39 protein-coding genes are annotated in these 22036 nt (G+C 47.0%); 38 read left to right on the top strand and 1 reads right to left on the bottom strand.

From position 1 onward, the window contains the following. Positions 1–13: 13 nt before the first annotated feature. Positions 14–640, bottom strand: coding sequence for a LexA family protein (locus tag BQ7382_RS08435; protein ID WP_077391665.1), 627 nt, complete (start codon positions 638–640; stop codon positions 14–16). Between the two features lie 175 nt (positions 641–815). Here BQ7382_RS08435 and BQ7382_RS08440 point away from each other — a divergent pair, with 175 nt between their 5' ends. From BQ7382_RS08440 to BQ7382_RS08630, 38 genes are all read left to right on the top strand, one after another. Next, on the top strand, positions 816–1019 hold the full coding sequence (locus BQ7382_RS08440) for a helix-turn-helix domain-containing protein (protein WP_077391666.1): 204 nt from the start codon (positions 816–818) through the stop codon (positions 1017–1019). Between the two features lie 38 nt (positions 1020–1057). Then, positions 1058–1249, top strand: a complete 192-nt coding sequence (locus tag BQ7382_RS08445; protein WP_077391667.1) for a hypothetical protein — start codon at positions 1058–1060, stop codon at positions 1247–1249. Positions 1250–1277: 28 nt separating this feature from the next. Then, complete coding sequence (locus BQ7382_RS08450) at positions 1278–1478, top strand: helix-turn-helix domain-containing protein (RefSeq protein WP_077391668.1); 201 nt, start codon at positions 1278–1280, stop codon at positions 1476–1478. Positions 1479–1526: 48 nt separating this feature from the next. Then, positions 1527–1820 (top strand): hypothetical protein, encoded by a 294-nt coding sequence (locus BQ7382_RS08455; RefSeq protein ID WP_144082122.1) that lies wholly within the window; start codon positions 1527–1529, stop codon positions 1818–1820. After that, positions 1820–2098 carry a hypothetical protein gene (locus BQ7382_RS08460; protein ID WP_077391670.1) on the top strand — a complete coding sequence of 93 codons (279 nt, stop codon included), beginning with the start codon at positions 1820–1822 and terminating at the stop codon, positions 2096–2098. The genes BQ7382_RS08455 and BQ7382_RS08460 overlap by 1 nt, the downstream gene beginning before the upstream one ends. Continuing rightward, the gene (locus tag BQ7382_RS08465) at positions 2091–2276 is read left to right on the top strand and encodes a hypothetical protein (RefSeq protein ID WP_144082123.1); all 186 of its coding nucleotides are present in this window, start codon (positions 2091–2093) and stop codon (positions 2274–2276) included. The genes BQ7382_RS08460 and BQ7382_RS08465 overlap by 8 nt, the downstream gene beginning before the upstream one ends. A 13-nt stretch (positions 2277–2289) precedes the next feature. Beyond that, positions 2290–2478: a hypothetical protein gene (locus BQ7382_RS08470; protein ID WP_077391672.1), complete on the top strand. Its 189-nt coding sequence runs from the start codon at positions 2290–2292 to the stop codon at positions 2476–2478. Beyond that, entirely contained in the window at positions 2468–2650 is a 183-nt protein-coding gene (locus tag BQ7382_RS08475; protein WP_077391673.1) for a hypothetical protein, read from the top strand. Before BQ7382_RS08470 ends, BQ7382_RS08475 begins: the two co-directional genes overlap by 11 nt. A 179-nt stretch (positions 2651–2829) precedes the next feature. Continuing rightward, positions 2830–3030 carry a hypothetical protein gene (locus BQ7382_RS08480; RefSeq protein WP_077391674.1) on the top strand — a complete coding sequence of 67 codons (201 nt, stop codon included), beginning with the start codon at positions 2830–2832 and terminating at the stop codon, positions 3028–3030. A 3-nt stretch (positions 3031–3033) separates the two neighbouring features. Then, positions 3034–3258 carry a YdbC family protein gene (locus tag BQ7382_RS08485; protein ID WP_077391675.1) on the top strand — a complete coding sequence of 75 codons (225 nt, stop codon included), beginning with the start codon at positions 3034–3036 and terminating at the stop codon, positions 3256–3258. 3 nt (positions 3259–3261) lie between these two features. Next, entirely contained in the window at positions 3262–3618 is a 357-nt protein-coding gene (locus BQ7382_RS08490) for a hypothetical protein (protein WP_077391676.1), read from the top strand. A gap of 2 nt (positions 3619–3620) precedes the next feature. Beyond that, positions 3621–3905 (top strand): hypothetical protein, encoded by a 285-nt coding sequence (locus BQ7382_RS08495; RefSeq protein WP_077391677.1) that lies wholly within the window; start codon positions 3621–3623, stop codon positions 3903–3905. Between the two features lie 29 nt (positions 3906–3934). Beyond that, positions 3935–4375, top strand: a complete 441-nt coding sequence (locus BQ7382_RS08500; RefSeq protein WP_077391678.1) for a RusA family crossover junction endodeoxyribonuclease — start codon at positions 3935–3937, stop codon at positions 4373–4375. Between the two features lie 202 nt (positions 4376–4577). Further along, on the top strand, positions 4578–4796 hold the full coding sequence (locus BQ7382_RS09485) for a hypothetical protein (protein ID WP_144082124.1): 219 nt from the start codon (positions 4578–4580) through the stop codon (positions 4794–4796). Then, positions 4775–5143, top strand: a complete 369-nt coding sequence (locus BQ7382_RS08510; protein WP_077391680.1) for a hypothetical protein — start codon at positions 4775–4777, stop codon at positions 5141–5143. The genes BQ7382_RS09485 and BQ7382_RS08510 overlap by 22 nt, the downstream gene beginning before the upstream one ends. 83 nt (positions 5144–5226) lie before the next feature. Continuing rightward, positions 5227–6057, top strand: coding sequence for a rolling circle replication-associated protein (locus BQ7382_RS08515; RefSeq protein WP_144082125.1), 831 nt, complete (start codon positions 5227–5229; stop codon positions 6055–6057). A gap of 28 nt (positions 6058–6085) precedes the next feature. Continuing rightward, entirely contained in the window at positions 6086–6472 is a 387-nt protein-coding gene (locus BQ7382_RS08520) for a hypothetical protein (RefSeq protein WP_077391682.1), read from the top strand. Positions 6473–6578: 106 nt separating this feature from the next. Continuing rightward, positions 6579–6875 (top strand): type II toxin-antitoxin system RelE/ParE family toxin, encoded by a 297-nt coding sequence (locus BQ7382_RS08525; RefSeq protein WP_077391683.1) that lies wholly within the window; start codon positions 6579–6581, stop codon positions 6873–6875. A gap of 23 nt (positions 6876–6898) precedes the next feature. Then, the gene (locus tag BQ7382_RS08530) at positions 6899–7951 is read left to right on the top strand and encodes a HigA family addiction module antitoxin (RefSeq protein ID WP_077391684.1); all 1053 of its coding nucleotides are present in this window, start codon (positions 6899–6901) and stop codon (positions 7949–7951) included. Between the two features lie 155 nt (positions 7952–8106). Then, on the top strand, positions 8107–8463 hold the full coding sequence (locus tag BQ7382_RS08535) for a hypothetical protein (protein WP_205408174.1): 357 nt from the start codon (positions 8107–8109) through the stop codon (positions 8461–8463). Positions 8464–8592: 129 nt separating this feature from the next. Then, on the top strand, positions 8593–8829 hold the full coding sequence (locus BQ7382_RS08540; protein ID WP_077391685.1) for a hypothetical protein: 237 nt from the start codon (positions 8593–8595) through the stop codon (positions 8827–8829). Positions 8830–8911: 82 nt separating this feature from the next. Next, the gene (locus BQ7382_RS08545; RefSeq protein WP_235847999.1) at positions 8912–10180 is read left to right on the top strand and encodes a terminase large subunit domain-containing protein; all 1269 of its coding nucleotides are present in this window, start codon (positions 8912–8914) and stop codon (positions 10178–10180) included. A 9-nt stretch (positions 10181–10189) separates the two neighbouring features. Further along, a complete protein-coding gene (locus BQ7382_RS08550; RefSeq protein WP_077391687.1) occupies positions 10190–11623 on the top strand; it encodes a restriction endonuclease subunit S domain-containing protein in 1434 nt (477 codons plus the stop codon). Further along, positions 11623–13056 carry a VG15 protein gene (locus tag BQ7382_RS08555; RefSeq protein WP_077391688.1) on the top strand — a complete coding sequence of 478 codons (1434 nt, stop codon included), beginning with the start codon at positions 11623–11625 and terminating at the stop codon, positions 13054–13056. Before BQ7382_RS08550 ends, BQ7382_RS08555 begins: the two co-directional genes overlap by 1 nt. Continuing rightward, complete coding sequence (locus BQ7382_RS08560; protein WP_077391689.1) at positions 13056–13256, top strand: hypothetical protein; 201 nt, start codon at positions 13056–13058, stop codon at positions 13254–13256. The genes BQ7382_RS08555 and BQ7382_RS08560 overlap by 1 nt, the downstream gene beginning before the upstream one ends. Positions 13257–13337: 81 nt before the next feature. Beyond that, entirely contained in the window at positions 13338–13739 is a 402-nt protein-coding gene (locus BQ7382_RS08565) for a YjcQ family protein (RefSeq protein WP_077391690.1), read from the top strand. Between the two features lie 268 nt (positions 13740–14007). Continuing rightward, a complete protein-coding gene (locus tag BQ7382_RS08570) occupies positions 14008–14562 on the top strand; it encodes a hypothetical protein (RefSeq protein ID WP_077391691.1) in 555 nt (184 codons plus the stop codon). Positions 14563–14573: 11 nt separating this feature from the next. After that, positions 14574–15407: a hypothetical protein gene (locus BQ7382_RS08575; RefSeq protein ID WP_077391692.1), complete on the top strand. Its 834-nt coding sequence runs from the start codon at positions 14574–14576 to the stop codon at positions 15405–15407. A gap of 14 nt (positions 15408–15421) precedes the next feature. Continuing rightward, positions 15422–15679, top strand: coding sequence for a hypothetical protein (locus tag BQ7382_RS08580; RefSeq protein ID WP_077391693.1), 258 nt, complete (start codon positions 15422–15424; stop codon positions 15677–15679). Further along, on the top strand, positions 15676–16059 hold the full coding sequence (locus BQ7382_RS08585) for a Gp19/Gp15/Gp42 family protein (protein ID WP_077391694.1): 384 nt from the start codon (positions 15676–15678) through the stop codon (positions 16057–16059). Before BQ7382_RS08580 ends, BQ7382_RS08585 begins: the two co-directional genes overlap by 4 nt. After that, entirely contained in the window at positions 16052–16405 is a 354-nt protein-coding gene (locus BQ7382_RS08590; protein WP_077391695.1) for a hypothetical protein, read from the top strand. The genes BQ7382_RS08585 and BQ7382_RS08590 overlap by 8 nt, the downstream gene beginning before the upstream one ends. Before the next feature lie 261 nt (positions 16406–16666). After that, a complete protein-coding gene (locus BQ7382_RS08600; RefSeq protein ID WP_235847988.1) occupies positions 16667–16957 on the top strand; it encodes a hypothetical protein in 291 nt (96 codons plus the stop codon). A 14-nt stretch (positions 16958–16971) separates the two neighbouring features. Further along, a complete protein-coding gene (locus tag BQ7382_RS08605) occupies positions 16972–17526 on the top strand; it encodes a phage tail tube protein (RefSeq protein WP_077391698.1) in 555 nt (184 codons plus the stop codon). A gap of 9 nt (positions 17527–17535) precedes the next feature. After that, the gene (locus tag BQ7382_RS08610) at positions 17536–17799 is read left to right on the top strand and encodes a hypothetical protein (protein ID WP_077391699.1); all 264 of its coding nucleotides are present in this window, start codon (positions 17536–17538) and stop codon (positions 17797–17799) included. A 14-nt stretch (positions 17800–17813) separates the two neighbouring features. Beyond that, the gene (locus tag BQ7382_RS08615) at positions 17814–18176 is read left to right on the top strand and encodes a DUF5361 domain-containing protein (protein ID WP_077391700.1); all 363 of its coding nucleotides are present in this window, start codon (positions 17814–17816) and stop codon (positions 18174–18176) included. After that, positions 18176–20047 carry a phage tail protein gene (locus BQ7382_RS08620; protein ID WP_077391701.1) on the top strand — a complete coding sequence of 624 codons (1872 nt, stop codon included), beginning with the start codon at positions 18176–18178 and terminating at the stop codon, positions 20045–20047. The genes BQ7382_RS08615 and BQ7382_RS08620 overlap by 1 nt, the downstream gene beginning before the upstream one ends. Then, positions 20048–20902, top strand: a complete 855-nt coding sequence (locus tag BQ7382_RS08625; protein WP_077391702.1) for a phage distal tail protein — start codon at positions 20048–20050, stop codon at positions 20900–20902. Beyond that, entirely contained in the window at positions 20899–22029 is a 1131-nt protein-coding gene (locus BQ7382_RS08630) for a Gp37-like protein (protein WP_077391703.1), read from the top strand. The genes BQ7382_RS08625 and BQ7382_RS08630 overlap by 4 nt, the downstream gene beginning before the upstream one ends. The last annotated feature ends 7 nt before the right edge of the window (positions 22030–22036 follow it).

The following is a 22036-nucleotide window of genomic DNA, read 5'->3' on the forward strand; positions in this document are numbered from 1 at the left end:
CATGTCATACCTCCTAAACATACGAGTGATAAACCCCTACAAGCCTACCTACAATCCGGACCTCGGAGAGGTCTGTTACCATGATATTGTAATCTGGGTTGCAAGGAGTGAGAACAATTGAGTCACCGTCACGATTAACTCTCTTCAATGACGCTTCATTTGTCATATTAAATTCCACGGCATAAATCTTTCCGCTAACGAATTCTGTAGCTCTTTTAATGAAAACGATATCGCCATCAAAAATATCAGCGCCAATCATGCTGTCACCGTGCACCCGGAGACAGTAATCTGCAGATACTTCGAGGTCAATGATGAAATGACCCTGAAAATCATCTTCGCAGACTATGCCGTCACCAGCGCAGATGGTGCCGATGATAGGCAGCGAGCGGGCGGAGGGCAGGATCGCGTTCGCTGGAAGGTGTGAATCGCTTTGTGGTTCATCGTCAAATCCCATAAGGTAAGATGGTTGGCAGTTGAATATTTCAGCCATTTTTTTTATGGTTGACTGTTTTATATTTTTTACACGTCCATTTTCGTATTTGGCGATTGCAGATTTACCAAGTCCGAGCTTAAAGCCAAGTTCTTCTTGTGACATACCTGCTGCAAGCCTCAACTCTTTTATACGTTCGGCCATACCCATGACAGCACCTCCATTAAAAATAATGCGTGTCTTAATAGTAGCATTTACAAGGCAAAAATCAACGAAAATAATAATAAGTGTCTTAAAAATACAAAATTATAGTTGACACAGAACGGAGGAGGCATTATCCTAGTGGTGTCTTAAAAAGACACATGCCGAGAAGGGAGACGATTAGATGAACAAAAATGAACTCGAAGCAGAGATGAAAAGATATGGAGACACCGGCGCTGCATTAGCTTCATATCTCAACATGGCAAGATCGACGCTTTCCAATAAAATGAACGGAAAGGCGGAGTTTACACAAGGCGAGATAACAGCAATTAAAGAGCGCTATTCATTGACTCCAACGCAGATTGACACAATATTTTTTTTACCGTAAAAGTGTCTTAATAAGACACAAACAGAGAGGAGGGTCAGATGAGCCAAGAAGCAATCCAGAAATTGGAAGAAGAAAAGAAGCTGCATCCTTATGACTACTGCAGCGAATGCGAGATGAGCGCACGAAACGGTGGCCATTGCTATGTTTATGACAAATACCAGCGTTTACCAAGGGATGAGTACAAGGGTGCGCTGAGTCAGTGCATGAAGATCGGCGGCCCTGGCTGCTGACCGGGAGAGGAGTAAACCAGATTACCCGATGGGTAATTTAGCGATGAAAGAGAGGTGGATCATGGACGACAAGAGAGAGCTGCTGACCATCAAAGAGATGTGTGAAGTGATGGGCATAAGCGAGAGCACCTGGAAGAGGAACAAGATTGGAGCAAAGCTGACACCTTACAAGGTGGGCAAGAAGATCAAGTACAGACGCTCAGAAATCGAGCGGTTCAGGATGAGGTAGGTAGAGATGATGAAGGACAATGTGACGATGGAAGAGGTGAGTACAGAAATGCTGACAATCGAAAAAATATACGCCAACAAGAAGCATTTCGTGGAGAAGCTGCAGGAGGCCTTGCTGGAGATCCCGGAGATCCGCGGTATTGAGTACCGGCACAATTCTACATTCGAGCTGGTGAGGATAGATCTCCACGGAGAGGGAGATCTTCACGATTACATCAATATGACTGCCAATAACAAGGCGACGATGATGCTGGAGATCAGCAAGTACCTCCTTGACTATAACCCGGTGGGACTGCTGAGACATCGCGCAGCCGGAGACAAGCTGTGGGAGGATGCTGAGTGATGGACATGATAGAGATCCAGAGAATGGAGGCTTGTAAGATACTGCCGGCTTTTACCTGCATCTTAGGCACGGGGCACGGCTGCAACCATGATTGCTCAGTATACAGGGCATATCAAGCCGGCAGGATGGATGTCACATCGGTACATAGCTTTATCGCAGAGAGTATCTGCGACCATATCTGCAAGTATGCAGATATGACTATGACACAGAAGGAGCTGGACAAGCATTGCAATGGATGCCCAGTAAGGAGATTGATGGAGGACTTCGATGATGAGTGAAGATGAGACGATCGAAAGCATACAGATGGAAACAGCGCAGATACTGCTGAGATATCTGAAAGCAATAACAAACACAGACATGGCACTGCCCGAGGCACAGGTAAGGGCCGTGCCTGAGGTTACATTAGCAATAAATACTATTCTACGCGATCTGCGCGATCTAGAACGTCAAAACTGACAGGAGAGGAACGATGGCTAAAGACTCATATGCAAGTAGATATACCCGCAATCTCCTGAAGGCGGCATTTGAAATAAAGGAGAAGTGTGCAAGGACAAGCTGCGCACAGTGCCCGCTGACATACGGCCGAGCCTATTGCAGATTCGATCGCCACACACCAGCGGAGTGGCAAGTGGAAGTGGAGGATTTCGATGAAAACTAAGACTCTTAAAAGGCTGCTGATCTTCACGGTCATAGTGGCCATAGTGGAATATCTCAGGACGAACACCGTCAACGGAGTGTGCTTCCTGCCGATCCTGCCACTGCTTTTCATGCTGGATCAGTCAGAGTGGGATAAGTGGGCGAGAAAGAAGCTGGAGGAGAGGAACAGATGAGGCTGATAGATGCAGATGAGTTAAAAAAAGAGATCCGTGCTTATGCGTGGGGCCACAAGGGAGCAACGCCTCCTGGAAAGCGAGGCTGACTCGCTGGATCGAGCGCTGTCGATGGAGCGGGGCAAGCTTTTTCAAAGAAGAAGACGACACAAGCGCTGAAGAAGAGGGAAGGAGAAAATATGAGGATCAAAAACCATGATGTAGTGCAATTCATAGAGCACCACAAGTGGTGCGGCTGTCTTGGTATCGTGGTGAAGGTCAGGCAATCGGGCAGGGTGATGGTAGGAGTGCCGATACCGCAAAAAGGCACAGCTTATATGTTAGCGCAGCCTGATGAAGTCGAAGTAATTGGACGAGCAGCGATGATACCACAGGAGTAGAAAATGAAGTCAGAATTCAAATACGAAATAAAGGAATATTTAGGCGTACTGTCCACCAGCAGACAGGGATGGAATAAAGAGGTCAACGTGATCTCCTGGAACGGGCGGCCGGAAAAGATCGATATAAGAGAGTGGTCACCGGAGCACGACAAGATGTCGAAGGGGCTGTCACTCACAGCGGATGAAATGGACGAACTGGTAGATATTTGGGTAGCAAACAGGAGGTAGGAAGTGAGCAAGTACGGACCTGGACTTTCTTTTAAGGAAGTATGCGAGCTGGAGCTGGAGCAGATAGAGCATGCGCTGAACGGCGAACTGGTGTCTGGAGAGGATGAAACGGGATTCACCTACGAGAAGAAGCCGGAGGAAGAGTGCAAAGCGTTCATTCTGGATGCGTATGAAGAGTGCGCCCACCAGGGACTGGTGGCTATGCATGGCAGCAGGGCAATCGAAAAGGTGTATGTGGATCAGTGCGGTGGAAAACCTCCGCGGGATTACCTGCAAAAGTATGTTGCAGCAATGTACGCCACGGCGGATCCAGACAACCTGGACGATGTTATCGGAGAAGACGATGGAGAGGAACAGTAGTAATGATGGACGGTGCAACATTCGATGTTTTGGGGATTAAGTACAAGGTTCGTGAAGTTCCTGTGGTCAACAAGGATGAGCCGAGGAAAGGTCAGATCAATTTTCTGACCAATGAAATACTACTCGACGAGTCAATGCCAAACGACGTCAAAGAACAAACACTGATGCATGAAATCCTTCATGCTATATGTGACCTTACGGGAAACTACGATATTGGAGATAACGAAACAGCGGTGCAGAGCCTTTCAACAGCACTTTACTACTTTTTCAAACATAACCTGCTCTGATATTAATGGAATGAAAGATGGAGCGATAAATGGAAGTAAGAACCGTAACGATTGAGGGCAGGCCGGTGCCAAAGGGCCGGCCAAGGGTCTTCCGGGGCCATGCAGTGACACCCAGAAGAACACAGCAGGCAGAAGAGCAACTTCTGGCAATGTATCGGTTCCAGAATCTGGGAGAGGAACCATTCACAGGTCCGGTAGAAATACATTGTGTATTCTTTATGCCGATAGCAAAAACATGGAGCAAGCACAAGCAGGAGCGGGCCGCAAAAGGTCTGCTCCGTTGTACGGTAAGGCCTGATCTGGACAATCTGGTGAAGCTGGTGTTGGACGCATTGAACGGCGTCGCTTATGCAGATGATTCACAAATTGTCAGGATCCATGCATTCAAAAAGTATTCAGGGGCATATCCCGATGGAGCAACCATCGTAGATATCGTTGAAGAGGAAAGGCAGGAAGATGCCGTCAAATAAGTGTCACGATTCACGGTGCAGGGGCTGCACCATGTTTTCCCAGGGCTTTTGTATTGCGCTCAAAGACACTGACTTCGGCGATAAGAAATGCCCGTTTTTCAAGGACAGAAAAGGACGCAAAGAGGAACCCAGTGAAAGCTTCCTGGAAGGACCGCCAACAACAGTCAGAAGATACACGAAGCTTCCGCGTTTCAACTTGCGAATGGAAAGCATCATGCAGTCAGCAGATCAGAAAAATGATCTATACACCGTGGATTCTGACAATGTGGCGTATAAGTTCATCGCCGACGAAAACGACATTCTGATCATGTCCCATAAGAACGGATATTTGAGGGTGCCACTGGAGGAAGTTGAAGATCTGGCACAGGAGGTCACCGAAGTTGCGGAGGTGGTCAGGGTATGGAGAAGAGGGAAGCACTGAGCTGCCCGATCTGCGGTGGTGACGGCCATGACGGGTGGATCCGCTGCAGGAAGCACGACCAGATGATCTGCATGAAGTGCTGCGTTGCCTGTAATGATCATAAAAAATTCAGCGGGCTGTTCAACTGCAGCTATGGAGAAGGATTCGCATCACGGGCGGAAGAGGACATCCGTCACTTGGAAAATCAGATAAAAACTAAAGATCTGCAGATAAGATTGGCACTCAGGAGAGGATCGAAAGAAGACGCAGAAAAGGCCCGAGAAGAAAAGTACAGCATTGAGCGGAGTCTGATCCGTAAGAAAAGAACGCTGGAAGGATACAGCAGGGCCGACAAAAGGACAATTTAATCTGGTAATTCAGTGCCCGGCCTAGTGCCGGGTTCAGGGTTCATCAGAGTATTAATACTAGGACCACAAGCAAAGGTAGATCGATGGACAAGGTGATACGAGAGACTTGCATAGCAGGTGCCGTGATAGATCGCACGGTGAAAGCCAGCTTCCCTCACGGAGGAAGCCGGCGGCCAAAAAGCAAACCGACGACAGATGCAGTCAGAAAAAATAATGATCGAATAGCAGCGAAACATCTTACGAGATTGATCAATGCTAATTTCATGCCAGGCGATCTGCACGTAACACTGACTTATGCAGAGGTAGTAAGCGTAGAGCAAGCAAACCATGAACTTGACCTCTGGCTGAGGAGAATGAGGAGAGAGTATCGCAGGAGAGGGAAAGAATTCAAATACATAGCAGTTACGGAGTATCAGAACAAAAGGATCCATCATCATATCGTAATGGCCGAGATAGATTTCAGCACTATAAACCGGCAGTGGACGGCCGGAAGGATAAGGTGCACAGCACTAGACGAGACGAGGAGCTATAAAGCACTTGCTGATTATCTTATCAAGGAAACACAAAAGACTTTCAGGCAGCCGGACAATGCCGTCAAAAGAAGGTGGAAAGCATCAAGGAATCTTACCCGCCCGGTTGTGAAAAGAGAATGGGTATCAGTAAGAGAACTTTTCAGAGACCCGAAGGCGCTTAAGGGATACCAGTTGAATGAAGATTCTATCCGGAGATACCAGAATCCAGTCACGGGACTTGAGCACTTAGAGTATCAGATGATAGCTACAGATCCGGAGCCGAGACTCAGACGATGGAAAAAAGGAAGGAAGGCCAGACCAGAAACATATATCAGAATGGACGAATTTAGGGATCAGGAAAAGGAACTCGGAGAGGAAGAAGGCACATGGGAACTGTGCTAGATTTGCAGTGGAATAATGGAGAGGTGAGATGAAGGAATACCAGCCAAAGAAACATAGGCAATATGTGCTGCCACATAACACATACATGGAGACTATTTACATAATCCGCTCTTATGATGCGTTGAAGCAGGAGTGCGCCGATATCCTCGTTTCCTCTCCGGATCCGGAAGACGGTCCCTCTGGATCAGGGGTATCAAATCAACCACTCGCTTACGTCATAAAAACCGAGGAGAGGACGCGACGGATCGACGCCGTAGACAAGGCTATGGAAAAGATACCACCGGAGTACAGGAGAGGAGTGATGGAAAACATTATTTATCGCAAGCCTTTTCCAGATGATGCTGCGAGGTCTACATATTCAGACTGGAAACAGAAAATGGTTTATTATACAGCAAAGGAATTACATATTGTCTGATAAAATAGTCATTGATTGCTGATAATAAATTATTATTGAATTAATTAATATAGCATGTTAACATAAATTAACCTAACAGGTTAATTCTGCATTGAGAGGGACATCTTTGGAAGTTACGTACAAAAGTAAAAAAATTAAAAAAGTTTGTACGAATGCAAAAGATGCAGAGAGAGCATATGGCCGAGAGATGGCAAATAAAATTCATCAAAGAATTGATGAAATCACTGCATCAGATACAGTTGAAGTTTTGGTACAGTGCAGGATTGGTAGGTGCCATTTGCTGTCAAATAACAGAAAAGGACAATATGCTATGGATTTGGTTCATCCATATAGATTGGTGTTTGAAAAAAGGGGAGAAGAGATACAGATCGCCAATATATTAGAAATTGTAGATTATCACTGAATGTAAAAGAAGGAGGTGGCAATATGTTGAGGAGCCGAAGCTACATTGCAACGCCACCAGGGGCGACAATTAAAGAACAATTAGAAGACAGAGGAATGAGTCAAAAGGAATTTGCCGCCAGGATGGACATGTCGGAAAAACATGTCAGTAATCTGATTAATGGTGATGTGAAGATCACTCCAGATACAGCATACAAGTTGGAAATTGTTTTGGGCGTGCCGGCTGAATTCTGGAACAATTTAGAGGCTATCTACAGGAGTAAAATTGCAAAAGTAAACGCTGAGAATGCAATGGATTCTGATATGGAAATTGCAAGAAGATTTCCATATGGCGAAATGGCAAAATATAATTGGGTCCCAGCAACAAAGGACCCCAAGGAAAAAGTACTGAACTTGCGAAAGTATTTTGAAGTTGTTCAGTTATCGCTATTAGATAATGAACAAATTACTAAAATTGCATGTAGAAGGCTAGCTACTACAGAAAAGAGTAATTTGGCATTAATTGCATGGGCACAAAGAGTTAAAATCCAATCAAGGAACATATCAGTGGAGCCAATTAATTTGGATAGGCTCGTTGATTTTATTCCGGAATTCAAGCACATGACACTATTGGATCCAAAAGATTTTGTTCCACAACTTAAGATGGATTTTGCAAGGTGTGGGGTTGCTTTGGTATTCGTACCGCACTTAAAAGGATCGTTCCTTCATGGAGCATCTTTTGTCGATGGGAATAAAATAGTGATAGGAATCACTGCAAGAGGGAAGGACGCTGACAGATTTTGGTTTAGCCTCTTCCATGAAATTGCACACATACTTCTCGGACATATTGGTCAGTATGGAGGAATTTCCGAAGAAGACGAGAAAAGAGCGGATGGATACGCAAGAGATATGTTGATCGACCAAGATGCATTTCTCGCGTTTAAGGAAAAAAAAGATTATTCGAGGCAGAGTGTCCTAATGTTTGCAAAAGAACAAGGTATCGCACCTGGTATTGTAGTTGGCAGGATGCAGACCGAAAGAATGTTGCTTCACAATGAACTTAATGATTTGAAAGAAAAATATAAAATCGTAAGTTAAGTCCGGACATTAGGGGAAAAAATGTGTGTTATTATAGTAGTGTCCAAAGACGGACAAAAACAAGAGCGCCGTCCGTCTTGTTGATTTACCTAGTAGCCGGGTTGACCACCCGGCATTTATTATGCCTGGAAACAGGCCGGGGAGAGGGTGTAGAAGTGTCAACGAATCCACGCTATCAAAATGGGGCCCTCCGTAGAAAGTACCGGGCAAGGTTAAGAGCTATGGGGTGTGACTGCGGGATATGCCGCGGGGCCCTGGGACCGATCCACTACGATGAACCTAGTGATGCAGATCATCCGTTATCATTCGTGATAGATGAAATAAAACCGATAAGCAAGTGGAAAGAGTTCGGTTATGGCTCTCCGAGGGAAGCCGCCGAAGACTGGGACAACATACAGGCCGCTCACTACATCTGTAACCAGGTCAAGGGCAATAAAACAGGAAATTGTATACAGGAACGGCAAAAAATACAAATTGACAAGAAAAATTACTCTTCAGATGGAAATTGGTAGGGGAGAGGACCCTCCCGGAGGGCGACGGAGACCAAACCCGTCCAAGCGCCAATTTACACACAGGGATTTTTGATAAAAATGGCATATAGAAAATTGACAAGTGCCACGAGGGCAGGGAGTCGGTTAGAGATGCTAAAAACCTTGGCCAAGGAGCTGGCCAAAAGCATCGATACGGCTGCAGCAGATCCGGATGCGGTGAAGCAGCTGGCTCCGCTGGCAAAGCAATACAGGGAAACGATCAAGGAGATAGAAGACATAGAAGGAGCGAATACAAGTGACGACGAGATTGGCGAGATTATCGCACAAAGAGCAGATAACGGGAAGCCAGGAGCCGTCAGAAAGGATCGCACCGGATTACACAAGTAGTGATGGCTTTGACGCCTGCAGGATATTACAGGCTGGAGGTATCACGCTGGATGAGTGGCAGGCAGATATGCTATGCGATTGGATGGGTCGCAACTCATCGGGACGGTGGGCCGCATCAACCTGCGGCGGATCAGTGCCCAGACAAAATGGGAAAAGCTTACTAGTACAGGGGCGTGCCGAAGCCGGCATGCTCCTTTTTAATGAACAGGTTATCTACACGGCACATCTGCAGAAAACGGCGACAGAAACGTTTGAAGAGATGCGAGATTTCTTTGAATCACGTGCGCTGCGCAAGTATGTCTCAGAGATAAAGACAGCCATTGGTAGAGAGCAGATCATTTTGAAGTCGGGTGCGCGCATAAAGTTCCTGGCACGCACAAGGAACGGCGGACGTGGACAACATGGTGATCTGCTCATAATTGATGAGGCACAGGAAATAGACGAGACAGCCCAGGCATCATTCCTGCCAGCGATCTCAGCGAGCTTGAATCCGCAAACTATCTATGTGGGCACACCGCCGGATCCGTCGGTAACGGCCACTGTATTCCGAGACATACGACAGAAGGCACTAAATGGCAAAACAGGTAAAACCGCGTGGTTCGAGTTTTCCGTGCCAGAGATAGGAGACATAACCGACAGAGCTCGGTGGGCAGCAACAAATCCTGCCCTAGGGAAAAGAATACTACTGGCAACGATAGAGGGGGAATCAGAACAGATGGAACCAGATACGTTTGCTCGGGAGCGCCTGGGATGGTGGTCTCCAGTTGTGGAGAGGACAAAGGCAATAATGGCGATAGATCCTGAAGCATGGAAAGCGTGCAGATCCTCCGAACCAAAGCCAGAAGGAAAGACGGCTTACGGAGTCAAGTTTACGGCAGATGGGTCTGAGGTGTGCCTCTGCGGTGCAGTCATACCGAAAGAAGGCCCTGCGAGGATATCCATCATCGAAAGGACAACGACTGCTCGTGGTACACGGTGGCTGTCTGAATGGCTTAATGCAAGATATCACCAGGCATCATGTGTAGTGATAGACGGCCGCAATGGAGTTGACCTCCTGGTGGATCGGATCGCTGACACGTGGAGAATGAAAAATTCTGTCATCAAGCCTACCGCAAAGGAAGTAGTTGCGGCAGCCAGCCTACTGGTCAATGACATCAATGAAGGAATCGTTACCTGGTATGAAGGGCAACCGGCACTTGAAGACAGCGCACTAAGCGCAGAACAGAGATCCATAGCGGGCGGCTGGGGATTCGGAGGAGATAATTCAGCACCGATAGAAGCGGCTAGTCTGGCACTCTGGGGTGCTGCCACAAGCAAGAGAGATCCGCATAGGAAAATGCGCATAGGATAAAGGAGAAAGATGGATAGCATCACTATCAACCCGACTAATGTCACGAATCTCGACAAGGATACAGCTGAGAAGCTGTTCCGCCTTATCGAAGTTTATAACCATCACAAAGCGAAAAACGAGGGCAAGGAGAGGTACTATAACGGGCATATTCCACTGAGTGAAGTAAATCTCGGAATAGCTCTTCCTGACGGTATAAAGGGCCTTGAGATCGGTTGCGAATGGGGCGGTAAGTGCGTTGATGTGCTTGCCGCTCGTTCTATGTTCGATGGCTTTGTAGGCGCTGATGGTGATGTGGTCAATACAGTTCAGCGCATTGCTGTAGCAAACCGGTTCATTGCGGAGTACATGAAAGCCTGCCGCGATGAGCTGAAATTCGGATGCACTTTCACCACACTATCCGCAGATCCGTTGAGAGGGTGCAGAATAAGATTCCACTCTCCGCAGACTGCTGCAGCTTTATGGTCCGGAGAGGAAGGGCGAATAGACTGCGGAATGGCCATAATAGATGCCAGGCAGGATGAGTCAGACAAGCTGTGGAGACCATCGATAATTAATATTTATACAGCTACGGACATCTGGGTATTAAGACGGCCTTCCGGAACGACAAGCTGGATAGCGGAACGACATCCACAGAAGATGGGACGGCCGCTTATGGAGCCACTGATCTGGAATGCTACAAGCAAGAAACCATTTGGCAGATCTCGGATAAAGGAGACGGTCAGACACCTTATCCAGGGATATGTGCGCACGGTCGCAAATGCCACCATCGGGCTTGAGTTCGCGACCTCTCCGCAGAAGTATCTATTGGGAGTAACAGATGATCAGTATGACTCGCTGATCAATCAAAAATTCAGGCAGTATGTAGGCAACCTTATAGCAGCAACATCAAATCCGGAGACGGGAAATAATCCGACTTTTGGACAGCTTGCGCAGGGGTCGATAGAACCGCATGTGCAGATGCTCCGGATCCTATCGACGCAGTTTTCAGCGGCAACAGGACTTCCTGTGACGGATTGCGGGGTGATCAATGATGCCAATCCAACATCATCGGATGCGATCCTTGCGCAGACACAGACCCTGATCACGCTCGCAGAACAGCTTAACGCATCCAATGGTGACTCACTGAAGATGATAGCCATGATGGCACAGGCCATAGCAAGGAATGCGACTCTGGAAGAGCTGACCGACGAAGAAAAGGATGTGATCCCACATTTCAAGAATCCGGCAATGCCGTCCATTGCATCTACAGCTGACGCGGCAACAAAAATTGCATCAGTGAGGCAGGGCTTCGCAAGCACAGACGTGTTCCTGGAGATGCAAGGATTTGACCAGGCGGACATTCGCAGGATCAAGTCACAAGAACAGAGGGCGCGAGGTCTGGAACTGCTTAATGAGCTGACAATGGATGATGCCTCAACAGGATCTCCGGAGGGAGATGAATAATGGCCAGCAAAAAACAGTGGATGCAATATGTGCAACTGATGTCACAGCTGAAAGGTACTGCCAGAAAGCAGATGGATGATTATCTGGCGAAGTATGGCACTGGAGACATGGAAGCGGTGATCAAATATGCTTTCAGCCTTGCAACAAAGTATGGAGAGGGTACATCTGCAGTCGCTGCGGAAATGTATGATGCGGTCGCGAAATCGCAGGGTGCAAAAGTGCCGGCGGCTGAGTTGGCCAGTACAGCATCATATGAAGACACGGCTAAGGCAGTGACGCATGCGAAAGGAGTCAGTGACCGAAATATCCCGGGAGCGGTGGAAACACTTGTTAAACAGGCTGGAGAGGATACGACGATAAAGAATGCCATTCGCGATGGTGCAGAATTCGCATGGATACCAAGTGGCGATTCCTGCCCGTTCTGTCTTGCGCTTGCCTCCGGAGGCTGGCGCCACGCATCGAAAAAGACCCTGAAAGGGGATCATGCAGATCATATACATGCTCACTGTGATTGCTCGTTTGCGATCCGCTTTGATGGCAAAACATCAGTAGAAGGATATGACCCTGACAAGTTGCGTGAGCTGTACGAGAATGCAGATGGAAGAACGTGGAAAGATAAGATCAATTCCATGAGGCGGGAGCAGTATGAACTGGATGGAGAAAAGATACGTGCTCAGAAACGAGCTGCGTATAAACGGAAGCATCCAGTGAGAGGTGCTACTGATACAGGTGAAGCGATTGTGATGGCCGATGGCCAAGAAGTACCATATGGAAGCAGAGCAGGCTTCACGGGCATGACCAGAGATCAGGCTGTGAAGCAAGCACAGATGTATAGCCTGAATAAAAGCAGAGATATCCAATCAGGAGCTTTACGCGAAGAAAGTCATAAGGGCAAGATCAGAACTACCGAAATAGCACGGGCGAAAATAGAATCACCGGATTATGGAAGAAGAATGTCGTTAGTGGATGCATCAAAAGACGTTACAAACACAATGACTAGTGAGGCAAAAAAAATACTGTATCACAGGAGTGGTACGGTATACGAAGATCTTATGTTTATTGACACCAGAACGGGAAAATTCATAACGCGCACCGATTTCGACTATGAAAGAAAGGTGATGCCAAGTAAAAAAATGTGGAAGATGTTAGATGAGGCACCGGATTATACAGTAGCGGCTTTACATAATCATCCTGGAAGCACACCGCCTAGTCCATCTGATGTTAATGCAATATCTATAAGAAAAAATGCGTATGGAGTAGTTGTCTGCCATGATGGAACGATATACAAATATAGTGTGGATGCAAGTTCGTATAATGAGGCTGGTTACTGGTCGAGCTTTGATTTTCTTGATCAAAACGGATATAATGAAAAAGCAATAATGAAATTCATAGAATTGTCAAATGAAGCCGGCGTAAATATGGAGATTTTGTGATGGCTAAAATTACGATGGAAAGCATAATAAAGAAGTTGGGATTTGATCCTTTAAGGTATAATTATTCTAAAGGGATTGATTGGGAAGACGATAATTGGGAAAGCCCGTTTAAAGGATTAACTTCTGAAGAAGTTTTGTTCATTCATCAAGCTGCTATCGCTGATCCGATGTGTTACGCAAAGAATCAACATAAAGACTAGGAAAGCACCTGTTTCGGCCGGTGCTTTTTTCATACCTCGCGGATATTCGCGGGGTTTTATTATGCGGAAAAGGAGAACGACATGGGTAAAGATGACTATGAAGTGATCGTATGTAAAGTGCTTGTTTACTTTTACAGGAAGCTGAAGGGGAAGATATCAGAAGAAGATTTGGAATACTATCTATATCCCATGACGAAACAGCTTCCCATATCACAGGAGTATCTGGACGCTGTCCTCCTGGATCTTATAGACCAAGGCTTTATCGCTGATGTCCGTGTTTCTAAAGCATGGGGCGGAGATGTGGTCGGTATTGACATAAAGCGTGCTCGAATAACATTGAAAGGAATCGAGTATCTTAAGGAAAACTCCACGATGAGAAAAAATTGCAGAGACGCTAAAAGAAGCGATTCCGATCTGGAGTTTATTCGCATAGGGAGAGGTTGTGGTGAGAGTCAATGGATAGCAAGGAGAAAGAATACTTAAATCCTAATATCATGTATTCATGTTTCCTAAGCGGGCTATGTACAGGAATAGTTTTGGTGATGATTATCATGGAGCTCATGCTCGTGGTCAATATTCCAATATGGTCACTGCTATTGCCGGTGATAACACCGGCGGTATGTGCTTTTCTATGTTATGGGGAAGAGCATGAATAGACATCAATTCAGCATATAGGTCGCCGATGGGCGGCCTTTTAATATGCGGCAACTCGGGCCGAAACCGAGGAAGACAACTCAAGGAGGAAAAGATAATGGCTGAGGATACCAGCAAGAACAACCAGACAACAGGGAGAGACCTGGAAGATAAGCAGACAACGGGGAGAGACCCGGAAGATACGCAGACTGAAAGGACTTTCACGAAGAGCGAAGTTAATGCAATCGTCGTAGATCGCCTTGCCCGTGACAGGGAGAAATACAAGGACTACGAGGAATTAAAAAAGAAGGCGGAAAAATACGACGAGTATGAAGAAGCTAATAAAACAGAACTGCAGAAAGAAAGGGAGAGAGCGGATGCGCTTGAGAAGAAGGTTAATGCACTCGAAAGGGCCAATAAAATCAAGTCTGTAAGAGACAAGGTGGCAAAGGAAACTGGCGTACCAGCACACTTGCTTTACGGAGATGATGAGGAATCATGTAGGACACAGGCAAAGGCTCTTGTGGATTACAAGAAGGATGGGACATATCCAAACGTCAAAGACGGAGGAGAATCACATAACACGATGAGTAAGGAGGACATCCTGAAAATAAAGGATCCTATCAAGCGCACAAAGGCTATTCAGAATAATATCGAACTGTTTAATAAATAAGGAGGAGTAATATGACAGACGTAGCAATACAGGCAAGAGCTCAGGACATCAATTTTGTCACAACATTTGAAACAGATCTGCATAATATGCTGAATGTTCTGGGACATGAAAGTGTTCAGGTGGTGGCACCAGGAACAGCCCACAAGATCTATAAGGCATCTGGAACACTGGAATCCGGAGCTGTTGAGGAGAAAGCGCTGATCCCGGATTCCGGCATTAAGATGAATGATGGAGAACTTGTAGAGATCACATATCAGAAGTACAGAAAACTGACCTCCATCGAAGAGATCGGGAAGAAGGGCTATGACGTTGCAGTCGGTGGCACAAATATCGCAATGCTGAAGGAGATCCAGAAGAACATCAGGAAGACTATATTTAATGCGGTAGCAACCGGGACTGAAACAGCTCAGGGAGCAACATTCCAGGCAAAGGTGGCCAAGGCGGCAGCTTTCCTTGAAAAGAAGTTCGAGGATGAGGCATTCACGCCTATCATATTTGCTTCCCCAGATGATGTTTATGATTATCTGGGATCGCACACCGTGACTCTTGAGACGAACTTCGGCCTTTCGTATCTTTCCAACTTTATGGGCATTGGGAATGTTATCGTCGATTCCAATATGGCAGCAGGAACTGTAGCCGGTACTGCTGCGGAAAATCTCGTGATCGATGCTGCATCCATTACATCTATTCCTGGCATGGAACTCGAAACTGACGAGCTTGGAATGATTGCCGTACACAATGGTGCGAAATACGAGAATGCCGCACTTGAGGTAGTAGCATACTGCGGGTTGGCAGTACTTCCTACATATAAGGACCGCATCATAAAGGTAACCTCTGCAGCATAGAAAAGGAGATAGCAATGAGAAACGTAAGAGTTAATTATGATTTTTACGATCTCGTAGAAGGTGCTGACCGGAAGGCCGGCAGCACCTTTATCTGCGATGATGATAGGGCAGAATACCTGTCAAATCTGGGACTCGTCCTTAAACTCCATAAAGTTGAAGATAAAGCAGAGGAGCCCGTGAATGACTCTGATAGATCTTCAAAGGGAGAGGAAGAGACATCGGCCGCACCAGTGTCTGCAAAGAGAACGGCAGGGGCGAGGAAAGCAAAATGAGTGCTTATGCAATAGTTTCTGATGTAGAGGCAGGGTTTCGGGCGTTTGATGCTGATGAGAAAGCAAAATGCGCACAGCTCCTGCAGGAAGCTGCTGTGATGATAGATGCATATGCAGTCAGCGCATCAGAGGAAGTCAAGAAACTCGTGTCATGCAGGATGGTCCGCCGGGCGATCGGAGAAGCTGGTAACGGTAATGCATCATTCCCTATGGGTGCGACGCAGGGATCTGCATCAGCTCTCGGATATACGCAGTCCTGGACGATCGGAAGCGGATCAAACGGTGAGCTCTATTTTTCCAAGAACGAGAAACAGATGCTGGGCCTCGGAAACCGGATCGGATCATATAGCCCTGTAGAGGAGTTGGTAAAACATGATTAGAGGGGTGACCATTAAATTAAAGGTCAGGACGGAAAACGGGACCGATGAATTCAATCAGCCGATTTATTCAGATAGTTGGGTCGATGTGGATAATGTTTTGATCGGAGAGCCATCATCCAATGACGTCGTAGCAGCACTGAACCTTTATGGTAAACGCCTCGCGTTTACCCTGGCAATTCCGAAGGGCGATGACCATAACTGGGTAAACACTGAGGTCAGATTCTTCGGGAGGATATTCAGGACCGTCGGAGAACCGGTGCAGGGAATAGAAGAGCTCATACCGCTCAGCTGGAACAAGAAAGTACAGGTGGAAACTTATGGCTTCGAAAGTGAAGATCAAGCTTAATAGTGCAGGTGTACGTGAGCTGATGAAATCGCCTGAAATGCAAGCCGTGTTACAGGAATATGGGGAACACGTAAGAGAGAACTGCGGCGATATCGCAGATGAATGTGAAGTCAATGGTGGTATAGGCCAGAAGAGAGCCCACGTGAATATCCATTGCACGACTCCTCGCGCGTATTATCACAACCTTAAGCACAACACATTATTGAAGGCACTGAAATGATAGAAAAAACCATACTTGATTATCTCAGCGGGAAATTGGACATGAAAGTTTACATGGAGATCCCTGAGAAAAAGCCTGGGGCATTTGTGGTGATAGAAAAGACGGGAAGCAGCCGGATCAATCATATTGAGTCGGCTACGCTGGCGGTGCAGTCTTATGGTCAGACGCTTGTAGAAGCAGCGAAGCTTAATGAACGGGTAAAACAGGCGATGGATGATGCTATCGAGCTGCCATCGATAGGCAGCGTGCGATTCAGCACCGACTATAACTTCACTGACACTACCTTGAAGCACTACAGATATCAGGCCGTGTATGACATTACCTATTATTAGCAAAGGAGACCAAAATGTCAGATACAAAAAACGTAAGTGTAGCAAAACCAAAGATAGGTGGAGCGATATTCAGAGCACCATATGGGACAAAGCTCCCAACAGATGCCGTTACGGCACTCGACCCGACATTCAAACAACTGGGATATATTTCTGATGATGGTATCTCAAACGACAATTCGCCGGACTCTGACGCCATAAAGGCATGGGGAGGAGATACGGTAAAGACCATACAGAACGAGAAGAATGATACTTTTACATTCACATTTATTGAGTGTCTCAATTTGGAAGTTCTCAAAGCAGTGTATGGAGATGATAACGTCTCCGGCACACTTGAAGATGGAGTAGTTATTAAGGCTAATAGCAAACCACAGGAAGCTTGCAGCTGGGTGTTTGAAATGGTCCTGAATAGCACAATTGTAAAAAGGATCGTCATTCCGAACGCTGCTGTTTCTGAGGTTGGTACTATCAGCTATAAGGATGATGAAGCCATCGGATATGAGACGACCATCCAGGCGATGCCTGATACAGAAGGTCAGACTCACTACGATTACATGAAAAAATCCGCGTAAGGAGAGGAAATGGAAGGAAAAACAAAATCAGGATTTCAGTACAAGATAGCCGCCTCTGCCGCAGATGATATGGAACTGCTGGAAAATCTGGTGGCTATCGACAAAGGAGAAATAACAAAGGTTCCGGCCGTCCTCGATGCGATATTGGGAGAGGAGCAGAAGAAAGCCCTTTATGATCATTTGCGTGGAGAGGATGGCCGCGTGTCGGTCACCAGGGTGATACAGGAGCTGACGGAGATCTTCCAGAATGCAGACGATGACTCAAAAAAATAATAGCCCTCGCCGACATGATCGCGAAGGACAGAGATGCACTCATATGCGATCTGGCCGAGACGTATCAGATCTACGACTATAAGCAGGTACCAGTATCTACGCTGGCCACACTTGCAGTCGGTCTGAGGGACACAAGTAGAATCAAGCTGAAGATGGCAGGAATGAATTACAGCCTGGAAACTCTCCTGCTAGCGGCAGCAGTAGACAGACTTAGCCTGCTGCTTTGGTCCAGGACAAAAAATGCAGAGCGTGGAAAGAATGCGCCGCAGCAGATATTAAGTTTGCTGACTTCTGGTTCCAGGAAACCAAAAGGCTTCAGTTCACCTGCAGATTTTTGGAACACCAGGGAGAGGATCATCAAGGGAGGTGAAAGCTAGTGGCTACTCTGGGCGAAGCATATGTGCAGATCATTCCGTCTGCGAAAGGAATAGCCGGATCTTTGCTCGGAGCTATCGCTCCGGATGCAGAAAAAGCCGGAGTGACAAGTGGAACACTTTTCGGGAGCAAATTCGGTGCTGCAGCGAAACTTTTGGCCGGATCAGCAGCAGTGGCGGCATTTGGAAAATTTATACAGATGTCGGTCAAAGCCGGTGGTGCGCTTGAGCAATCCATAGGTGGAGTAGAGACGCTGTTCAAGAAAAGCGCGGGCACTGTGATCAAAGATGCAGATAAAGCTTATAAAACAGCTGGTCTTTCTGCCAATGCATACATGCAGCAGGTGACCAGCTTTTCAGCATCTCTGCTCCAGTCTCTTGGCGGTGATACGCAAAAGGCAGCTAAGCAGGCCAAGATGGCAATAACCGATATGGCGGATAACTCCAACAAAATGGGCACATCTATGCAGTCCATCCAGGACGCCTATCAGGGATTCGCAAAGCAGAACTACACGATGCTTGATAACCTGAAACTCGGGTACGGTGGGACCAAAACAGAGATGGAAAGGCTCCTGTCTGATGCTGAAAAGATAAGTGGAGTCCACTACGACATCAACAACTTGAATGATGTCTATAGCGCAATCCATGTTATCCAGGGAGAACTTGGCATAACTGGGACCACAGCAAAGGAAGCCGCGACAACACTGGAAGGATCGTTCAATTCCATGAAGGCCGCAGCAGAAAATGTGCTGGCGGACCTGGCTCTTAACAGAAATGTGAATAAAGCCATGACGGCCCTTGCACAGACAGCATCGACCTTTGTTTTCGGCAACCTGATACCTATGATTGGCAATATCGTTGCTGCGCTTCCTAAAGCGATAGCCGCATTCCTGCAGACTGGAGTACCACTTCTTTTCAACGGAGTGAAAACCATGATGTCAAAGCTGGGTAGCTACATCATTGCCAACGGCCCTGCAATGGTAAAAGGCATCCAGTCGGCTTTCAAGGGGCTGACTACAGCGATCATGAATATTGATCCTGCGACAGGTACCAAGATAATGTCAGACCTTGGTAGATTCCTGATAGCAGCATTTCCGATTCTGATCAATGCACTTACAGCGATACTGGAGGGCGTGTCAAGCTTACTGGGTACACTGGTCGTAAAGCTGGCGCAGATGGGCTGGGAATGGATCAAAGCCCTTGCCAAAGGCGTTGCAAATGGAGTCGGTGACCTTGTGCTTGCAGGAGGACAGGCTGCCGCTAACTTCAATGCAAGGATAGTACAGGCTGTTGGCGACCTGATCAATTCGGGCCTCGCCTGGGTGAGAGGTATCGCTACAGGGATCGGGAGAGGACTTGGATCTGCGGTAGCTGCAGCTGCCAGGATAATCAGTGGAGCTGTCTCTGCCGTTCGAAGTGGCGTTGGAAGCATGATGTCTGCCGGGCTGGACCTTGTGAGAGGAATCTGGCGAGGGATCAGTAATGGTTATGGATGGATCACTGGAAAAATAAGAGGATGGGTCGGTGATGTAGTCAATTACATGAAGCGGGCCTTCAAGATCGGATCACCGTCAAGAGTTATGGCAGATGAGATAGGTCACTGGATCCCGGCAGGAATCGCAATGGGTATCCAGGGAAATGCTAGTGCTGTTACAAGAGCAATGGACGACATATCAGCGAGTGTCATCAAACCACTTAACGCGGGTACTGCACTTGCCGATATTTCGAGCGTTGTCGCAGGCCACGCTGATCAGGAAGGCGCAGGGAAAAGCATTACGCAGATCATAAACATCAATCAACCCGTCTCGTCACCAGTGGAAACCGCCAGAGCGATCAAGAATCAGGCGATTAGATTAGGACTTGCGGGGGTGTAAATGGACATAAGAAATGCAGACATAACGGCCACTCGCAGTGATGGCAAAATATTCCATTATCGGTCGGATGATTGGCTGCTGAAACAGATCGATGGCTTCGACAATGCAGATATTGAAATCTTTAAATCAGCACGTGGTGTGGGTGATGGTGAGATCATTACCGGACAACGCAGGAAGAGCCGCGAGATAACGATCACTGCTCGGCCGCGAAGTATCTACGGCCTGCGAGAGATCCGCAATCAGGCTATAGCTTTCCATTCCAATCGCTATACATATGATGTTGCCTGTACTTATATGGGACGGACATTGGTAGCAAAAAAATGTTATCTGCAAGCATTCAGTTTTCCGGTGACCAATCCCAGGACGACCAGTAAATTGACAGTAGTATTCCTATCCGGTGATCCGGACCTTTTCGCTAGCGCATCCAGCAATGTCACTATGACGGACATCACAGCAAAGTGGAAAGTAACACGGTCGTACATAAGTGGCAAGCCGCTGGTATTCGCTACAGCGGCAAGGGCTGATTCGATAGTGATCGGATACGAGGGCATAAACTCGGCGACGATCAAATTGACCATAAACTTTACCGGATATGCCAAGGGCATCCACATCATCGTTGGTCAGGAGTCAGCGACGATAGAAAAAGAGTTCAACGAAGGCGATAAGTTGACGATAGACAGCTCGAAATCATTCGCAGATCTTAATGGGACAATTTTGCCATATGCGGAAACCGGCAACTATGATTTTCGACAGATGACGTTGGAAGCCGGTGACAATAGAGTGTCAGTTAAGGCAGACACGGGGTCCGCCTTTTCAACAGCGATAGAGTACACAGGAAGGTATAACGGCTTATGATCACTTTTTACGACAAGACTGGTAAACAGCTTGATGAGATCACGTTTATCGAGTGCCAGTGGGAGAGGAAGTACTCAGAGGCCGGATCGTTTTCTATCTACTGCGCTGCAGCCGATTGGAATTTTGATATCAAGTATCTGATGAATACTGACCGGAAAGAAACGGCGATAGTGCAGAAAATCGTATTTGAGAAGAAGACCGAGGGGAACTTTATTACAGCCTCAGGGTTCTTCCTGGAAAAGGTGCTGTCATGGGGATGCAATTATGAACCTGTCACATTGACCGCATCCACGGAAGCCGCAGTCAAGGCGGCGATCACAACCCTGATGACCAAGGACTTCAGTTCTAACTCCAGTTATAAGCAGCTGGGTGAAATCTCCTTTTCAGACGATTCAACTTTTCCGGCTTCAATCAATCAGTCATTGGATCCAGGTACAGATTTTGCCTCAGTGCTTTATGACAGCTTGCAGGAGAATGGTATGTCCTTCTGGTGCGAGCCGGTCTTCCACACTGATGAATCGGCGCCGCTTCTTGGTGTAGTGATCCATACTTACAAAGGAGCTGACAGGTCAGGGGCTGTATTTTTCTCTGAGGGATACAATGACGTTTCTGATGTTAGCTATACTCTCGACGAGTCTGCGGAATATCCGCTATATGGCATCATGCAGGAAGTGCAGGCTGCCAGTGGCTTTGACAATGTGATATCCGTAAATACCAAAGAGGGCGTTAAGTACTTTATTAGTGAGACTATCGCCGTGGACACGAATTGTCCATCAGATCTGGGTGCATGCTGGCCACTGAAGGTCATCACCGGGAGCGTTTCGGGTATGGAAATGGTATCTGCGAATCAGCAGGCGATTAGAGATGCAATGAAGCAGCAAGCCACGACTGACATGCTCAACCACTACAAAATCGAGACGATCACGGCCAATGTGATACAAGAAACTTTTTTGTATCTTGAGAATTACGACCTTGGTGATATTTGCACGGTGATCCTCGACGATCTTAAGCAAATGTTTGTGGCACGGATCGCAGAGATAGAAGAGGTACATCGAAATAACACAGTAGAAATAACTCTTACGCTCGGGACGCCACAAAAGACAAAGTATCGAGCTGTGAGGGTATAGGAGAAAT

Source organism: Mobilibacterium timonense, assembly GCF_900155555.1.
Taxonomy (GTDB): domain Bacteria; phylum Bacillota; class Clostridia; order Peptostreptococcales; family Anaerovoracaceae; genus Allobaileyella; species Allobaileyella timonense.

Coding starts and splice junctions, on each gene's coding strand:
- BQ7382_RS08435 (WP_077391665.1), bottom strand. CDS start 640: ATGGGTATGGCCGAACGTATAAAAGAGTTGAGGCTTGCAGCAGGTATG.
- BQ7382_RS08440 (WP_077391666.1), top strand. CDS start 816: ATGAACAAAAATGAACTCGAAGCAGAGATGAAAAGATATGGAGACACC.
- BQ7382_RS08445 (WP_077391667.1), top strand. CDS start 1,058: ATGAGCCAAGAAGCAATCCAGAAATTGGAAGAAGAAAAGAAGCTGCAT.
- BQ7382_RS08450 (WP_077391668.1), top strand. CDS start 1,278: ATGGGTAATTTAGCGATGAAAGAGAGGTGGATCATGGACGACAAGAGA.
- BQ7382_RS08455 (WP_144082122.1), top strand. CDS start 1,527: ATGCTGACAATCGAAAAAATATACGCCAACAAGAAGCATTTCGTGGAG.
- BQ7382_RS08460 (WP_077391670.1), top strand. CDS start 1,820: ATGGACATGATAGAGATCCAGAGAATGGAGGCTTGTAAGATACTGCCG.
- BQ7382_RS08465 (WP_144082123.1), top strand. CDS start 2,091: ATGAGTGAAGATGAGACGATCGAAAGCATACAGATGGAAACAGCGCAG.
- BQ7382_RS08470 (WP_077391672.1), top strand. CDS start 2,290: ATGGCTAAAGACTCATATGCAAGTAGATATACCCGCAATCTCCTGAAG.
- BQ7382_RS08475 (WP_077391673.1), top strand. CDS start 2,468: ATGAAAACTAAGACTCTTAAAAGGCTGCTGATCTTCACGGTCATAGTG.
- BQ7382_RS08480 (WP_077391674.1), top strand. CDS start 2,830: ATGAGGATCAAAAACCATGATGTAGTGCAATTCATAGAGCACCACAAG.
- BQ7382_RS08485 (WP_077391675.1), top strand. CDS start 3,034: ATGAAGTCAGAATTCAAATACGAAATAAAGGAATATTTAGGCGTACTG.
- BQ7382_RS08495 (WP_077391677.1), top strand. CDS start 3,621: ATGATGGACGGTGCAACATTCGATGTTTTGGGGATTAAGTACAAGGTT.
- BQ7382_RS08500 (WP_077391678.1), top strand. CDS start 3,935: ATGGAAGTAAGAACCGTAACGATTGAGGGCAGGCCGGTGCCAAAGGGC.
- BQ7382_RS09485 (WP_144082124.1), top strand. CDS start 4,578: ATGGAAAGCATCATGCAGTCAGCAGATCAGAAAAATGATCTATACACC.
- BQ7382_RS08510 (WP_077391680.1), top strand. CDS start 4,775: ATGGAGAAGAGGGAAGCACTGAGCTGCCCGATCTGCGGTGGTGACGGC.
- BQ7382_RS08515 (WP_144082125.1), top strand. CDS start 5,227: ATGGACAAGGTGATACGAGAGACTTGCATAGCAGGTGCCGTGATAGAT.
- BQ7382_RS08520 (WP_077391682.1), top strand. CDS start 6,086: ATGAAGGAATACCAGCCAAAGAAACATAGGCAATATGTGCTGCCACAT.
- BQ7382_RS08530 (WP_077391684.1), top strand. CDS start 6,899: ATGTTGAGGAGCCGAAGCTACATTGCAACGCCACCAGGGGCGACAATT.
- BQ7382_RS08540 (WP_077391685.1), top strand. CDS start 8,593: ATGCTAAAAACCTTGGCCAAGGAGCTGGCCAAAAGCATCGATACGGCT.
- BQ7382_RS08545 (WP_235847999.1), top strand. CDS start 8,912: ATGGGTCGCAACTCATCGGGACGGTGGGCCGCATCAACCTGCGGCGGA.
- BQ7382_RS08550 (WP_077391687.1), top strand. CDS start 10,190: ATGGATAGCATCACTATCAACCCGACTAATGTCACGAATCTCGACAAG.
- BQ7382_RS08555 (WP_077391688.1), top strand. CDS start 11,623: ATGGCCAGCAAAAAACAGTGGATGCAATATGTGCAACTGATGTCACAG.
- BQ7382_RS08560 (WP_077391689.1), top strand. CDS start 13,056: ATGGCTAAAATTACGATGGAAAGCATAATAAAGAAGTTGGGATTTGAT.
- BQ7382_RS08565 (WP_077391690.1), top strand. CDS start 13,338: ATGGGTAAAGATGACTATGAAGTGATCGTATGTAAAGTGCTTGTTTAC.
- BQ7382_RS08570 (WP_077391691.1), top strand. CDS start 14,008: ATGGCTGAGGATACCAGCAAGAACAACCAGACAACAGGGAGAGACCTG.
- BQ7382_RS08575 (WP_077391692.1), top strand. CDS start 14,574: ATGACAGACGTAGCAATACAGGCAAGAGCTCAGGACATCAATTTTGTC.
- BQ7382_RS08580 (WP_077391693.1), top strand. CDS start 15,422: ATGAGAAACGTAAGAGTTAATTATGATTTTTACGATCTCGTAGAAGGT.
- BQ7382_RS08585 (WP_077391694.1), top strand. CDS start 15,676: ATGAGTGCTTATGCAATAGTTTCTGATGTAGAGGCAGGGTTTCGGGCG.
- BQ7382_RS08590 (WP_077391695.1), top strand. CDS start 16,052: ATGATTAGAGGGGTGACCATTAAATTAAAGGTCAGGACGGAAAACGGG.
- BQ7382_RS08600 (WP_235847988.1), top strand. CDS start 16,667: ATGAAAGTTTACATGGAGATCCCTGAGAAAAAGCCTGGGGCATTTGTG.
- BQ7382_RS08605 (WP_077391698.1), top strand. CDS start 16,972: ATGTCAGATACAAAAAACGTAAGTGTAGCAAAACCAAAGATAGGTGGA.
- BQ7382_RS08610 (WP_077391699.1), top strand. CDS start 17,536: ATGGAAGGAAAAACAAAATCAGGATTTCAGTACAAGATAGCCGCCTCT.
- BQ7382_RS08615 (WP_077391700.1), top strand. CDS start 17,814: ATGATCGCGAAGGACAGAGATGCACTCATATGCGATCTGGCCGAGACG.
- BQ7382_RS08625 (WP_077391702.1), top strand. CDS start 20,048: ATGGACATAAGAAATGCAGACATAACGGCCACTCGCAGTGATGGCAAA.
- BQ7382_RS08630 (WP_077391703.1), top strand. CDS start 20,899: ATGATCACTTTTTACGACAAGACTGGTAAACAGCTTGATGAGATCACG.